Raw genomic sequence first — 13,216 nt, forward strand, 5'->3', positions numbered from 1 at the left:
ACATTTATGTTTATTTAATATCGTCTGTTCTGAACAGACCTGTTTGTCACATACACTTGTACCAAGTTGCAAGTGAGGATGATGCCTATGGACAAAGTCGCTTGGCATATCGCCGTGCTTTTTGCAGGGTCTGCGTTAGGTGGATTCTACTTGGGTGGATATGAGTGGTTACGCTTTTTTACTTATTTCGGTTCCTGGGGGACAATCGGCATTGCACTTGCGGCTCTTGGCCTCGGATGGTTCGGCGTCCAGCTGTTGACCTTTTGCCATCGCAAGCAAATTGGCTCCCTGTACGAGCTGTACTACGTATTGTGTGGCGAAGCGTTCGCTTCTAGCCTATCTGTAGTCACCCACATTCTGCTATTGGGCTATACAGGAGTCATGCTTGGCCAACAGGCAGATTTCCTCTTGGAGGAGCTCTCTCCTCTCTGGTTCATCCTTCTGACCATTGTAGCCATCTTCTTTATCATAAATCGTTGGAGATGGATTGTCACTGCAACAGCCATATCTCTATCCATCGGTTTATTATTATTCGGATTGATTTTCAGCGCACAATCCCATGTCCCAATACCGAGCTTGGGTTATCAAATGAATGTGAACTGGCTGATTCACGCCGTATTTTTCCTTGCTTTGCATTTTCTTATCAGCTTGGCCACGACTCTACCTCTGGCAGTCCGTGCGTCCCATGAGCGAACAGTTCGGATGGGGGCAATCATCGGTGCTGGAATCTTCCTTTTGTTCACGTTTTTAGGTCAAGCTATCCTTCTTGCCCACTGGCATGATGCACACTCCTCTATATTGCCTATCAAACAAATTTTGGTTCAAATGATGACGGGTGGCGATTGGCTTCTCGCTATCCTCTCGCTGGTGCATGGTGGAGTCATTGTCGCAGCCCTACTCTACTCGTTGACACATCCAATCGCGACACGTCAACATCTACAAATGCTTCCATTGATTGTTGTCATGCTGCTTACCGTTTTGGTATTCTCTCTCCTCACACTCGTGGTTCCGTGGAGTATGTCTGCAATCGCCAGTGCAACGACCTATTGCGGCATGTTCTTAATGGGCTGGTACGTTTGGAAGCATCAGCATTGATCACGTATGATATCAAGTTATGCAAGTGGTCAAGAAAGCTCTTGGCCACATTTTTTGTGCAATCTGGCAACAATCCGCTTCTTATTTTACCACAAATGAAAAACGTCCCCCGAAGGAGACGTTTACTGCAAAGCCTCACTTTCCGCTTTCAGCTGTACCCCATTTGGAGTACCCAACGGATAAGCTGGCGTTGTTTGTGCCGTAATTTTGTGGATTGCTGAAAGGACCGCCTTAGTCGCCTTTGTAGTTTGTTCCCAATCCATTTGCGCCAAGGAGTCTTCTTTTGCTTGTCCTGTCTCTGCATTCGTCACAAGTGCCGTAGGAATACCTGCGGCGGCCAAAGAGCTCGCTGCACCGTTTCGTTCACGTGTACCATTCTTTTGGGAAGGTGATGCCCCCGCTTCTCTCAGGAGTTGGATTGGCAGATTTTCGTTGCCCAGCGAATTGATTGCAACAAGCTCTGCCTTTTGGCTGCCCACACCATCGACATAGAAGGCTGCAATCATAGCTTGTCGTTCCTTGGCTGATAAGGCATTCGCATAAGCAATCGGGCCTCTGTTTCCCGATGTAACTGCACCAAAGCTGACAAACCTCACTTCCGTATCGATCGGCTTGTCAGCCATATTACGCGCGATTTCAAGTAAGGCTGCTACACCGGAGCCATTGTGATTAGCCCCAACCGATAACCCAGCGGAATCATGATGAGCGGATACCATGACGACCTGCCCGGTGTCGTTTTGATTGGACTTTCGACTTGCCACGATATTATACGAGGTTTGCTTGATGCTTACGGCTCCTTCCACCTTGACGATTCCCTTTACGGGCCGCTTGTCCATGATGCGTTTTTGGAGCTTCGTGCCATCCGCCTTAGACAAAGCTATTACAGGCACAGCGATATCCAAAGGTTCGCCCAGCGAAGCATTCCAGCATTCCTCTCGATCATTCCAGATGATAAGAGCAACGGCTCCGGCAGCTGCTGCTTGGCGTACTTTTTCTCCGAACGGAATCTCGCCTCGCTTGACCAAGGCAATCTTCCCCCGGGATGCATCATTCACAAAATCAACCGCTCTTCCCAAGCCTGCATCCACCACTTCTGCTGTCGCGGTTCCATTGATCCCAAAAGCAAATCCACTTACTGTCCATTTTTGACCTGGCCATTCTTCTATCGTCAGCGATAGAGTAGCAGGCTTTCGGTACGTATAATAAGAAAAGGGATCGAGCTTGGTCTTGTACCCGTAAGATCGAAGTGTATTTTCCACATAGACGGCTGCCGCAAATTCCGTTTCAGTAGCAGGTGGACGAGCTGTTCTCGCCAATTGCTCGACATGGCTATACAAGCGTTCACTATCGATCCAATCTTGCGTTTCCTCTGCATGAGCACGATGTGAAAGGAAAGGTATCGGAAATATCGTTCCACAGACAAGCAAGGCACATAGCGCATAATGACGGACTGATCGCATGGCATTCTCCCTTTCCTTCGCTCTTTGCATTTATTATGGGCGGTTATGACAAATAGAGTCTAGTCAGAATAGTTAGTCAAATAACTTCATCTTGCGCCATCCCTGGACAGCTTTCGCTTTCTTCTGCCCAAAACGTCGATTTTTCGAGTGACTTCCCTCCATATGAATTCTTAATAGAAAGGTGCTTTTCTCTGTAAAATTATTGATAAAGAAAAGGCGACTTTCAAATTGACCTATGTCCTTCCCTTTTGCTAAGGTGGAATCAATAAAAAACCGTTTGAAAGAAACGGATTGGAATCCATTGAGGGGGAAGTACCATGCTGTATGTAGATGGAAAATGGGTAGAAGAAGGGCAAGTCGCAGTTCATCCAGAAGACCGCGGTTATAACTTTGGGGATGGCATATATGAGGTAGTACGCATTTATAAGGGACGCATGTATCAATGGGATGGACATCTTACCCGTTTGTTTCGAAGTGCCAAAGAAATAAAAATGGAGCTTCCATGGAGCGCAGAAGAGCTGACAGACTTAGCCAATCAGTTGATCGCCAAGAACAACATCACGGAGAATGATGACGCCAGCCTTTACCTGCAAGTATCTCGTGGCGCCTCACCGCGTGTTCACGATATTCCGTCTGGGATCAAGCCTGTGATCATGGGCTTTGTCCGTCGCAAGGACCGCCCTGTCGCCGATATGAAAAAGGGCTGGACAGCACAACTCGTCGAAGATATCCGCTGGCTCCGTTGCGATATTAAAACGCTCAATCTGCTAGGAGCTGTTCTTGTCAAACAATACGCAAAGGATGCAGGCGCCCAAGAATCAATTTTGCACCGCAACGGCGTCATCACAGAGTGCAGCTCTTCCAATTTGTTCGTCGTAAAAAATGGCGAGCTGTATACGCATCAGGCTGACAATCTGATCCTGCACGGAATTACCCGCCAAGTGGTCATTGATTTGGCTCGAGACAATGGCATCACTGTACATGAAGAAGCATTCGACATGGCTTTCTTGAAGCAAGCCGATGAAGTCTTCCTCACCAGCACGACTGCGGAAATCATGCCGCTCATCTCGGTAGATGGCGTCGCTGTCGGCAACGGACAGCCAGGACCTGTCGTGTTTACGCTACAAGATTTGTTTGAACAGCATATCAACACAAGTGTACTCGTGTAATGAACAAAAGCTCTCCCGGTATGCATATACATCCGAGAGAGCTTTTCTTTATTGTTTAACGACGCAGATTCCATTCGTCTGTGGCATAGCGCGTCTTAACGAGTTCTTCTGCCAGCGCGAGTTCTTCGTCTGTAAGCGTTGAAGAGATCAGCTCCACTTCCAATCCAGATGCAAAGCCTTTCGAGAACGCCTCGATGGATTCTTGGAGACTGATTGGCCGTGGGCTTACTTCGTTGATCGTCACTGCTTTTTGTCGGAAACTATCGATCATCCGCTGTTTTACCCGCTCCGATGGGAAATGCAAGAGCGAGAATAGTAAATCTACGTCCATATCAAGCAGAATAGAGCCGTGCTGAAGAATAACGCCCTTTTGTCGGGTCTGAGCGCTTCCCGCTACTTTTTTCCCCTCTACCACGAGCTCATACCAAGAGGGCGAATCGAAGCAGGCGGATGACCCTGGCGAATTGTACTTTTCCTTCTCCTCTTCACTCGCTAAAGAGACCATTTCCGCCGAAAGTCCAAGGTTCTGGAATCCGTGCAGCAGTCCCAAGCTGATGATTTTGTAGGCTTCCGTCACACTCGAAGGCATTTTCGGATGGTCTTCGGATACGATGACACTGTATGTCAGCTCCTGATCGTGGAGAACAGCACGCCCTCCCGTCGCTCTGCGAACAAAGCCCAGTCCTCTATTTTGTACTTCCTCCAGGTTTATTTCCTTGATGGCCTTTTGGAAATAACCAATCGACAGTGTCGCGGGGTCCCACGTGTAAAAACGAACGGTCGGGGGAACCTTGCCCTCACTGTGTAACTGCAAAATCGCTTCATCTACTGCCATATTCATCGCGGGTGACATTGCTTCCGTCACGATATAGCGCCACTGTTCCATCTATGTACCTCCTCATTCACAACGCCTTCATTGTACGCTTCTGGCACGAAGGACGGCAAGCTTCTGATGGGCTAATTTGAGCGAGCTGTTTCCTGCAAAATGGCCAAGACCTGCGCCAATGAATCTGTTTTCTTCTCAGTCTCTTCCCGCATTCGCCGCAAGATGGACTCCCTGTTGTTTTGCAAGTCATTCACCGCTTGAAAAAAGCGATCAGCTGTTAGCTCTTCTTCCAGCAAAACATGACACAAGCCCTGCCTTTTAAAAGACTGTGCATTTAAAATTTGATCACCCCGACTTGCTTCACGTGACAACGGTATCAAGAGCATCGGCTTTTGCAGGGCTAAAAACTCATAAATCGCATTGGAGCCTGCTCGAGACACGACAAGATCAGCCATTGCCAGTAAATCGGGCAATTCCTCCTGTACATACTCAAATTGCTTGTAGCCATTCACCTGAATCGTTTCATCCACTTGATTTTTGCCACAAATATGTACAATGGAAAAATGTTCGAGCAAAGCAGTAAGCGAATGGCGTACCGCCTCGTTTATTCTCCGTGCTCCCAAACTTCCTCCCATGACGAGCATGACAGGTTTCTTTGTAGAAAAAGAGCAAGATAACAAGCCCGCTTCTCTTCTCCCCTGCTTCAGCTCATCTCGCACAACTGCGCCTACGTGAATCCCTTTGTTTTTCGGCACTTTCGAAAGCGTATCTGGAAATGTTACGCACACCTTGCTGGAAAAAGGGACAGCCAGCTTATTTGCGAGACCGGGTGTCAGATCAGATTCATGGATGACTACAGGAAGACGGTTTAGCCACCCCCCAAATACGACCGGCACGGAGACGAAGCCCCCTTTGGAAAAAATCACATCCGGCTTCCATTTGCCAAGAAAGCGAGACGCCTGCCAAATGCCTTTGACGACTCGCAACGGATCACTCACGTTTTTCCAATCAAAGTACCGTCGCAGTTTGCCTGAAGAAATGCCAATATAGCGAACATCCGGATGGTTGGCGACTAGCTCTCGTTCAATTCCTGTCGCAGAACCAATATAGGCGACTTCCCAGCCCAGCTTGATAAAGTGGGGGATAAGCGCCAGATTCACAGTAACATGTCCTGCCGAACCACCACCGGTAAACACAATCTTTCTCTTCATTCGGCCCGAACCCTCCCCTGCCTCTTCTTCCCCCATGATAGCACCAATCGGAAAGAAAAGCCGCCCGTAACAACAGGCGACTTTTCCTGGAATCTAGAATTATGCTTGTGGTTGATAACGCAGAATTGGCTTTCTTGCCGCTGTCGCTTCATCCAAACGTTTGACCACAGTGGTATGAGGAGCCTCCTGTACGATTTCTGGCGTTTCCTCGCACTCGCGGGCAATTTGTATCATGACGTCGATGAACTCATCGAGCGTTTCCTTTGTCTCGGTTTCGGTCGGCTCGATCATAAGGCACTCGTCCACGATCAATGGGAAGTAGATCGTTGGCGGGTGATAGCCGAAGTCGAGCAAGCGTTTTGCGATATCGAGCGTGCGTACGCCCAGCTTCTTCTGGATTACACCAGACAGGACGAACTCATGCTTGCAGACGCGATCAAATGGCAGATGATAAGCCGTTGCCAGACGACGCATCATGTAGTTGGCGGAGAGCACCGCATTTTGGGAAACTTGGAGCAAGCCTTCTGGACCCATGGTACGGATGTAGCTGTACGCACGAACGAGAATACCGAAGTTTCCGTTGTAGCCTTTTACGCGACCGATGGAAGCCGGACGATTGCTATCCCAGTAGAAGCTGCCGTCTTCCTTTTTCGCTACGATTGGAGTAGGCAGGAATGGCTCGAGAATTTTTTTCACGCCGACCGGACCTGCACCTGGACCACCACCGCCGTGAGGCCCTGTAAACGTTTTGTGCAAGTTCAGATGCACCACGTCAAAGCCCATGTCACCTGGACGGGCAATGCCCAAAATCGCGTTCGCATTCGCACCATCGTAGTACAAGAGACCGCCTGCTTCATGGACAATTTTCGCCATTTCCACGATATCTTCTTCAAACAATCCGAGTGTGTTCGGGTTCGTCAACATCAAGGCAGCTGTGTCAGGACCAACCGCATCACGCAGTGCTTGAATGTCAACCAATCCACGCTCGTCAGATGCAATGGTTACGGTATCCAAGCCAGCTACCGCAGCAGATGCCGGGTTCGTACCGTGTGCGGAGTTCGGCACGATTACTTTGGTACGATGTCCTTCCCCACGGCTCTCGTGGTAGGCACGGATCATCATCAGACCTGTCCACTCACCCGCAGCACCAGCAGCTGGTTGCAGTGTAACTGCGTCCATGCCAGTAATTTCACCCAGTTCTTCTTGCAGGTTGTACAACAGCTCCAAAGCGCCCTGTACGGTTTCTTCCGGTTGGTATGGATGTGTCTGCGCGAAGCCTGCGTAACGGGCAACATCTTCGTTGATTTTTGGGTTGTATTTCATCGTGCAAGAACCAAGCGGATAGAAGCCATTGTCTACCCCGTGGTTGCGACGAGACAGTTCTGTATAGTGACGAACCAATTGCAGCTCAGATACTTCTGGCAGCTCAGCCGGCGTTTCGCGAATGAGGTGCTTTGGCAAAAGGCTTGCTACTTCTACTTCTGGAACATCCAATGCCGGCAAATTGTAGCCCACACGGCCTGGTTTGCTCATTTCAAAGATCAGTGCTTTCTCTTGGTCGTTACGCACGTGTGATCGCCTCCAATTCAGCCGCCAATGTGTCGATTTCTTCTTTGGTACGCAGCTCAGTTACTGCAAACAAGGTATGATTGGCAAACTCTGGGTAGTCGAGTCCGAGATCATAGCCCCCGATGATTCCAGCAGCCAGCAGGCCTTTGTTCACTTCTGCAACTGGTTTGTTCAGCTTCACCACGAACTCGTTAAAAAACGGTGAGGTGAATACGATCTCCAAGCCTTTTGCTTGCAGGGCATTCTTCGCGTAATGAGCTTTTTGTAGGTTCATCATCGCCATTTCTTGTACACCCTGCTTGCCGAGTGCTGTCATGGCTATAGAAGCAGCCAAAGCGAGCAGCGCTTGGTTGGAGCAGATATTGGAAGTCGCTTTTTCACGACGAATATGCTGTTCACGCGCTTGCAGCGTCAATACGAAGCCGCGTTTGCCATTTTCGTCCTTCGTTTGACCAACGATACGACCTGGCATTTTGCGCATCAGTTTGGACGTTGTAGCAAAATATCCGCAATGCGGTCCGCCAAAGGATGCTGGGATACCGAATGGCTGCATGTCGCCCACTACGATATCTGCGCCTAATTTACCCGGCGCCTCCAGTACACCCAGAGCAAGCGGATTGGAGGATGTAATCAACAGTGCGCCTTTTCCATGTGCAATTGGTTCAATCGCTCCCAAATCCTCTACGTTTCCGAAGAAGTTTGGATACTGCACGATGACCGCTGCTGTATTTTCATCAACAAGCGCTTCCAGAGCCGCTGTATCTGTAACGCCATCGCTGTTGATACCTACTTCAACCAGCTCAACGTTTTGTCCATACGCATATGTTTTCAAAACACCACGCGCTTCCGGATGTACAGCGCGGGAAACGATTACGCGCTTTTTGCCAGTGTGACCTGCTGCCATCATCGCTGCCTCTGCCAAAGAAGTCGCGCCGTCATACATCGAGGAGTTAGCTACCTCCATGCCAGTCAGCTCACATACCATCGTTTGGAACTCAAAAATAGCTTGCAGCTCACCTTGGCTGATTTCTGGCTGGTAAGGTGTATAGGCGGTAAAGAATTCACCGCGGAGCAGCATATGATTGACTGTGCTCGGCGTGTAATGTTGATAAACACCCGCACCCAGAAAGTTAACATGCGTGCTGAAGTTTACGTTTTTATTTGCGAGGCGTGTAAAATACTTCACCAAATCTGGCTCGGAAAGTGCTTCTGGAATATTCAAAGCACCTTTGAAACGTACTTCTTCCGGAATATCAGCAAACAATTCTTCTATACTCGAAATGCCGAGGGTTTCCAGCATTTCGCGCTTGTCCTGATCAGTTTGGGGCAGGTAGCGGTATTTCACGGACGTTGTCCTCCTCTAAAAGGATGTATGTGGTGTATCGCTTAGTTTTTTGGGCGCTTATAAAATGGAGCGGCTACGATTTCTGCTTTCAGACGTTTTCCGCGAATTTCTACTTCTACTTGTGTACCTAACGCAGCATGCTCGGTTTTTACGAGAGCGAGACCGACGTTCTTCTTCAAGGTTGGAGATTGTGTTCCCGTCGTCACCTCGCCAATGAGCTCTTCTCCCATATAGACGGGGTAATGCGTGCGCGGAATCCCACGGTCGATCATTTCGATCCCTACCAGCTTGCGTGGAGCACCGTTTTCTTTTTGTGCCTTCAGCACTTCCTGACCGATGAACGGCACTTCTTTGTCTACCTTGACAGCAAAGCCAATGCCCGCTTCGATCGGAGTGATGTCTTTGCTGAGCTCTTGGCCGTACAGTGGCAGCTTCGCTTCAAAACGAAGAGTATCGCGCGCACCGAGACCGCACGGCAACAGACCTTCTTCTTTCCCAGCATCCAGCAAGATGTCCCACAGCTCTGCTGCACGATCGGCATCCAAATAAATCTCGAAGCCATCTTCGCCAGTATAGCCAGTGCGGGAGACCAATGCAGGAATACCACTCACTTGCACATCACGCCCAAAACGGAAAAAGCCGATTTGAGACAAGTTTGTCGTCGTCAGCTTTTGCAGAATGGATTCTGCCAAAGGACCTTGAATCGCGATTTGTGCTGTTTGTGGCGAAATATTCTTAATCGTTACACCTGGAATCAGATGTTCTTCTAGCCACGCATAGTCTTTGTCGATATTCCCTGCGTTGATGACGAGCAAGTAATGATCATCTGCATATTTGTAAACAAGCAGATCGTCTACCGTCCCCCCATCTGGGTAGCAAAGCACACTGTACTGCGCCTGTCCGACTGCCAGCTTCGACACGTCATTCGTAGTCACACGCTGGAGATAAGAAAGAGCGTTTTCCCCTTTTACGTCCACTTCTCCCATATGGGAAACATCAAACAGACCAGCTTTTGTCCGAACAGCTTCATGCTCTTGACCAATGCTTGTAAACTGCACCGGCAGATCCCAACCACCGAAGTCGATAGTTTTCGCGCCATACTTTGCATAAGAATCAAATAGTGGCGTACGTTTCAAATTGGACATGTGGCACCTCCTGTGAACAATAAGATCCAAAACAAAACAGAGGGGGAAAAACGGGTACACCAAAATAATGGTGCCCATTTCTCCTCCTCTGTCCTTGGTACCTGAGAGTTACCTTGCGAATCTCATGAGGATTCTTTCCCCATTTGCAAGTTTCCCCTTTGGTGGCTCGTGTGAGCTCTCTCCAGAGTTGCGTCCGGTAGAGGTACTTTTGCCTGAGAGATTCACCGTTACCGGCTTGCTCCTTCGGCGCTGCCAAACGTTCAAGCAGTCTCTCCCTACTACCATCATTCGCGGTTGTTTCATGGTCATACATAAGTTTTTGCTATCATTTCCATACTAATGGATGTACTACCTCCTTATCCTACCATGAGAGTCCAAAGTTGAAAATATACAAATTAACAGTCAGATTCAGAAAATCTTAACAAAACACATTGACAATAGATAAACGTTCAGTTTTTAGACATTAACCATGAATGTTATGGTAGAGCTATGTAAAGGAGTATCTTATATGCCGAATGTTCCTATTTCATTTGATACCAGTTGGATCAATACGCTTACAGAACGCATGCAAGAAGATGGCCCCTGGGATAAGTGGGAGCTGTTCAAGCTCTCATTGGAAGCCGAGGAAGCGATGGCTGTTCACGAATTTGATCAATTGCAATGTCTGAAATACCTTCCACTCTTGTCACCATTTCCACACCAGTTAGAAACGGCGAAACGTGTCCTGTTAGAGATGCGCGGACGTGCCATTCTCGCAGATGAGGTCGGTCTGGGAAAGACGATCGAAGCAGGTTTGATCATGAAGGAGTATATGGTCCGCGGCTTGGCTAAAAAAATTCTCGTCCTAGTTCCAGCCTCTCTCGTGATTCAATGGACAAAAGAGCTTCATCAAAAATTCGGCATAGCAGCAGTCGCGCAAAAAAAAGAATATATGTGGCGGCAGCACGAGGTCGTTGTCGCATCGATAGACACAGCAAAACGAGATCCTCACAGGCGTCACGTACTCGACATCGATTACGACATGCTCATCATCGACGAGGCCCATAAACTCAAGAATAAACGGACACGCAACTATCAGTTCGTCAAAGAAATCCGCAAAAAATATTGCCTGCTCCTTACCGCAACTCCTATTCAAAACGAGATGGACGAGCTGTACAACCTCATCAATTTGTTAAAGCCAGGTCACCTCGGCCATACTTCCACCTTCTCTACCAATTACGTAGAGGGCAAACGCCAATCCAAAAACAGCGAGAAATTGCGCGAGGAGATTGAAAAGGTCATGATTCGCAACAAACGAAGTGATGGTGGTATTCAATTCACCAGTCGACGCGTTCAGTCGATTCCGATTGACCTTTCTCCAGAGGAATTGACCTTGTACGAAGGTGTGACGCGCTTTGTTCGCGAGCAATACCAAACAGGATTTGGGGTTGGCGGCTTCAACTCTCTCGCTCTGATTACCTTGCAGCGTGAGGTCTGCTCAAGTAAGGAAGCTGCGTTTATGACACTGTATAACATGCACCAGCGCACCGGCGAGGACTCTCCCTTGCGCACACAAATTCTTGAGCTAGTCGAGATGATTAAACAAATTGAGACGCATTCCAAGGCTGCCAAAGCGGTCGAGCTCATTCAACAAATCAACGACAAAGTCATCATTTTTACAGAGTATCGGGCAACACAAAACTATCTGCAAAAGTATTTGCACGACCACGGCATTACTTCTGTCCCCTTCCGCGGCGGATTTAAACGCAGTAAAAAGGACTGGATGACTGATCTGTTCCAAAATCGTGCACAAGTCCTGATCGCGACGGAAGCAGGCGGGGAAGGGATCAATTTGCAGTTCTGCAATCAGGTGATTAATTACGACATGCCGTGGAATCCCATGCGAGTGGAGCAACGAATCGGTCGCGTCCATCGTCTCGGACAAAAAAGGGATGTGCACATTTACAATTTATCGACAACAGGAACGATCGAGGAGCATATTCTCAAGCTGCTGTATGAAAAAATCGACCTGTTTGAAATGGTGATCGGTGAACTCGATGATATTGTGGAACGCCTGAATCTAAGTCACTCCTTGGAAGATAATCTGATTCAAATCATTATGGATTCCCGCTCCTCCAAAGAAATGGCGCTGAAGCTCGATAACATTGGACACGCGATTCGGGCAAGCAAAGTAACCAAAGAAGCCGTCCCGCTTTCTGAGGCGGCTGACCAATAACTCTTGTTGGAAACGAAAAAGAAATGAGGTCTCCTGATGCAGCAACAACAGGTCAGACAATTTGTCGAGCGCTATTTGGCGACTTTTTCTGCCCATATCGTCGAATCTCACCCAGATTATTTCACAGTCAAGCTCCCTGTCGAGGTGGACAAAGATATCGGCAATCGCCCTTTTTACTGGAGCTGGGTGGATAAGATGAATTTGGCTTATCAACCATTAGTACTCACCTTTACTTTTCATCCGGATTGCATGCCAGAGGGTTTGCGATCCGAGCATCTGCATCTAGGGGCTGCCCGCATGCAACAAATTTTCGCTTCAACCAAAAAGCATGGCAGCTTTGTCTGTATGTACGAGCAACAAGGGGGACTTTTAGGCAATGCCGGCAAGCGTCGGTCAACCCCTCTCGTGCCTTGGCTCGGGATGAACTTGAAGGTTTCTCTGCTCTGTGACAAGCGACGTGACATTTTATTGTACCTGGGGATTAATTTGCATCAGCCACGGATGGTGGCGGATTTCACTTCGTTTTTATTTTCACTTTCCTTGACCCCTACCATCCCTGACTACTATTACACGTTGGATCGAAAGGTAACCATACAGGAAGCCCTCCAAATGGTACAACTGGAAATCGAACATACATTGGAACAAGAAGATCAGCAGTGGGCAGAGGAAGCGCGCACACGTTTACGCGAGGAAATGGCCATCTTAGAAGCGTACTATGAAGAATTGGCACGGCGAGAACCACAAGATGAGCAGACAAACGCAGACGAAACCGAAGATGAAGCAGAGCAACCAGTAGCTCAGTCGTCACTCGGGCAAGAGGCTCAGCAAACCGAGCCTGATCCAGCTGGAACAGCTTCTGTCGAACAGCCAATATCTTTTGACGAATACCGGGCTTCTGGCGGACGAATCCTCGACTTTTTACGTGCAAATGGAATCCAAACCACTCCACGCGAAGAGATTAATCAAGTGGAATGGAAAAAGAGCACGCCAGATGAGGAAAGACAACGCCGAAAGGACGAGCTGGCATGGCAATACGAGCCGCGGATCGAGGTTTCGTTCATCAACGGTGGCTTGTTCTATTTATCTTCCGCTCCTCCGCTCATGCGGTCATCGAAAGCAAAAAGTATGCGACATCTCCCCGCATCAGGGCGAATCATGTAAAAGATCAACGAGAAAATGTG

General features: G+C 48.5%; 10 protein-coding genes and 2 riboswitches. Of the genes, 4 read left to right on the top strand and 6 right to left on the bottom strand.

Going from position 1 to position 13,216, the window contains the following annotated elements:
• Nucleotides 1-87: 87 nt before the first annotated feature.
• Nucleotides 88-1,095, top strand: coding sequence for a hypothetical protein (locus POF51_RS04845; RefSeq protein ID WP_271754105.1), 1,008 nt, complete (start codon nucleotides 88-90; stop codon nucleotides 1,093-1,095).
• A 122-nt stretch (nucleotides 1,096-1,217) separates the two neighbouring features.
• On the opposite strand, the gene POF51_RS04850 is transcribed toward POF51_RS04845, so the two are convergent.
• On the bottom strand, nucleotides 1,218-2,555 hold the full coding sequence (locus tag POF51_RS04850; protein WP_271754108.1) for a M28 family peptidase: 1,338 nt from the start codon (nucleotides 2,553-2,555) through the stop codon (nucleotides 1,218-1,220).
• Between the two features lie 317 nt (nucleotides 2,556-2,872).
• Here POF51_RS04850 and dat point away from each other — a divergent pair, with 317 nt between their 5' ends.
• Nucleotides 2,873-3,724 (top strand): D-amino-acid transaminase, encoded by an 852-nt coding sequence (gene dat, locus POF51_RS04855; protein WP_069844605.1) that lies wholly within the window; start codon nucleotides 2,873-2,875, stop codon nucleotides 3,722-3,724.
• Nucleotides 3,725-3,779: 55 nt separating this feature from the next.
• Here dat and POF51_RS04860 read toward each other — a convergent pair whose 3' ends face one another.
• The 5 genes from POF51_RS04860 to gcvT form a co-directional block, all read right to left on the bottom strand.
• Nucleotides 3,780-4,610, bottom strand: a complete 831-nt coding sequence (locus POF51_RS04860; protein WP_106833408.1) for a lipoate--protein ligase family protein — start codon at nucleotides 4,608-4,610, stop codon at nucleotides 3,780-3,782.
• A 71-nt stretch (nucleotides 4,611-4,681) separates the two neighbouring features.
• Nucleotides 4,682-5,761, bottom strand: coding sequence for an undecaprenyldiphospho-muramoylpentapeptide beta-N-acetylglucosaminyltransferase (locus tag POF51_RS04865; protein ID WP_271754112.1), 1,080 nt, complete (start codon nucleotides 5,759-5,761; stop codon nucleotides 4,682-4,684).
• A 99-nt stretch (nucleotides 5,762-5,860) separates the two neighbouring features.
• Complete coding sequence (gene gcvPB / locus POF51_RS04870; protein ID WP_017247972.1) at nucleotides 5,861-7,330, bottom strand: aminomethyl-transferring glycine dehydrogenase subunit GcvPB; 1,470 nt, start codon at nucleotides 7,328-7,330, stop codon at nucleotides 5,861-5,863.
• Complete coding sequence (gene gcvPA / locus POF51_RS04875; protein WP_069844602.1) at nucleotides 7,323-8,675, bottom strand: aminomethyl-transferring glycine dehydrogenase subunit GcvPA; 1,353 nt, start codon at nucleotides 8,673-8,675, stop codon at nucleotides 7,323-7,325. The genes gcvPB and gcvPA overlap by 8 nt, the downstream gene beginning before the upstream one ends.
• A 41-nt stretch (nucleotides 8,676-8,716) precedes the next feature.
• A complete protein-coding gene (gcvT, locus tag POF51_RS04880) occupies nucleotides 8,717-9,820 on the bottom strand; it encodes a glycine cleavage system aminomethyltransferase GcvT (RefSeq protein WP_271754117.1) in 1,104 nt (367 codons plus the stop codon).
• 78 nt (nucleotides 9,821-9,898) lie between these two features.
• Nucleotides 9,899-10,010: riboswitch (glycine riboswitch) on the bottom strand.
• Nucleotides 10,011-10,108: riboswitch (glycine riboswitch) on the bottom strand.
• Nucleotides 10,109-10,328: 220 nt separating this feature from the next.
• Between gcvT and POF51_RS04885 the strand changes: the two genes are divergently transcribed.
• Together POF51_RS04885 and POF51_RS04890 are read left to right on the top strand one after the other, a co-directional pair.
• Nucleotides 10,329-12,035, top strand: a complete 1,707-nt coding sequence (locus tag POF51_RS04885) for a DEAD/DEAH box helicase (protein ID WP_017247969.1) — start codon at nucleotides 10,329-10,331, stop codon at nucleotides 12,033-12,035.
• Between the two features lie 36 nt (nucleotides 12,036-12,071).
• Complete coding sequence (locus tag POF51_RS04890; protein WP_069844600.1) at nucleotides 12,072-13,196, top strand: YqhG family protein; 1,125 nt, start codon at nucleotides 12,072-12,074, stop codon at nucleotides 13,194-13,196.
• The last annotated feature ends 20 nt before the right edge of the window (nucleotides 13,197-13,216 follow it).

Source organism: Brevibacillus sp. AG, assembly GCF_028369215.1.
Lineage (GTDB): Bacteria > Bacillota > Bacilli > Brevibacillales > Brevibacillaceae > Brevibacillus > Brevibacillus porteri.

What these genes read in the sequence shown, in the direction of transcription:
- POF51_RS04845 (WP_271754105.1), top strand. Translation starts at nt 88, where the DNA reads ATGGACAAAGTCGCTTGGCATATCGCCGTGCTTTTTGCAGGGTCTGCG.
- POF51_RS04850 (WP_271754108.1), bottom strand. Translation starts at nt 2,555, where the DNA reads ATGCGATCAGTCCGTCATTATGCGCTATGTGCCTTGCTTGTCTGTGGA.
- dat (WP_069844605.1), top strand. Translation starts at nt 2,873, where the DNA reads ATGCTGTATGTAGATGGAAAATGGGTAGAAGAAGGGCAAGTCGCAGTT.
- POF51_RS04860 (WP_106833408.1), bottom strand. Translation starts at nt 4,610, where the DNA reads ATGGAACAGTGGCGCTATATCGTGACGGAAGCAATGTCACCCGCGATG.
- POF51_RS04865 (WP_271754112.1), bottom strand. Translation starts at nt 5,761, where the DNA reads ATGAAGAGAAAGATTGTGTTTACCGGTGGTGGTTCGGCAGGACATGTT.
- gcvT (WP_271754117.1), bottom strand. Translation starts at nt 9,820, where the DNA reads ATGTCCAATTTGAAACGTACGCCACTATTTGATTCTTATGCAAAGTAT.
- POF51_RS04885 (WP_017247969.1), top strand. Translation starts at nt 10,329, where the DNA reads ATGCCGAATGTTCCTATTTCATTTGATACCAGTTGGATCAATACGCTT.
- POF51_RS04890 (WP_069844600.1), top strand. Translation starts at nt 12,072, where the DNA reads ATGCAGCAACAACAGGTCAGACAATTTGTCGAGCGCTATTTGGCGACT.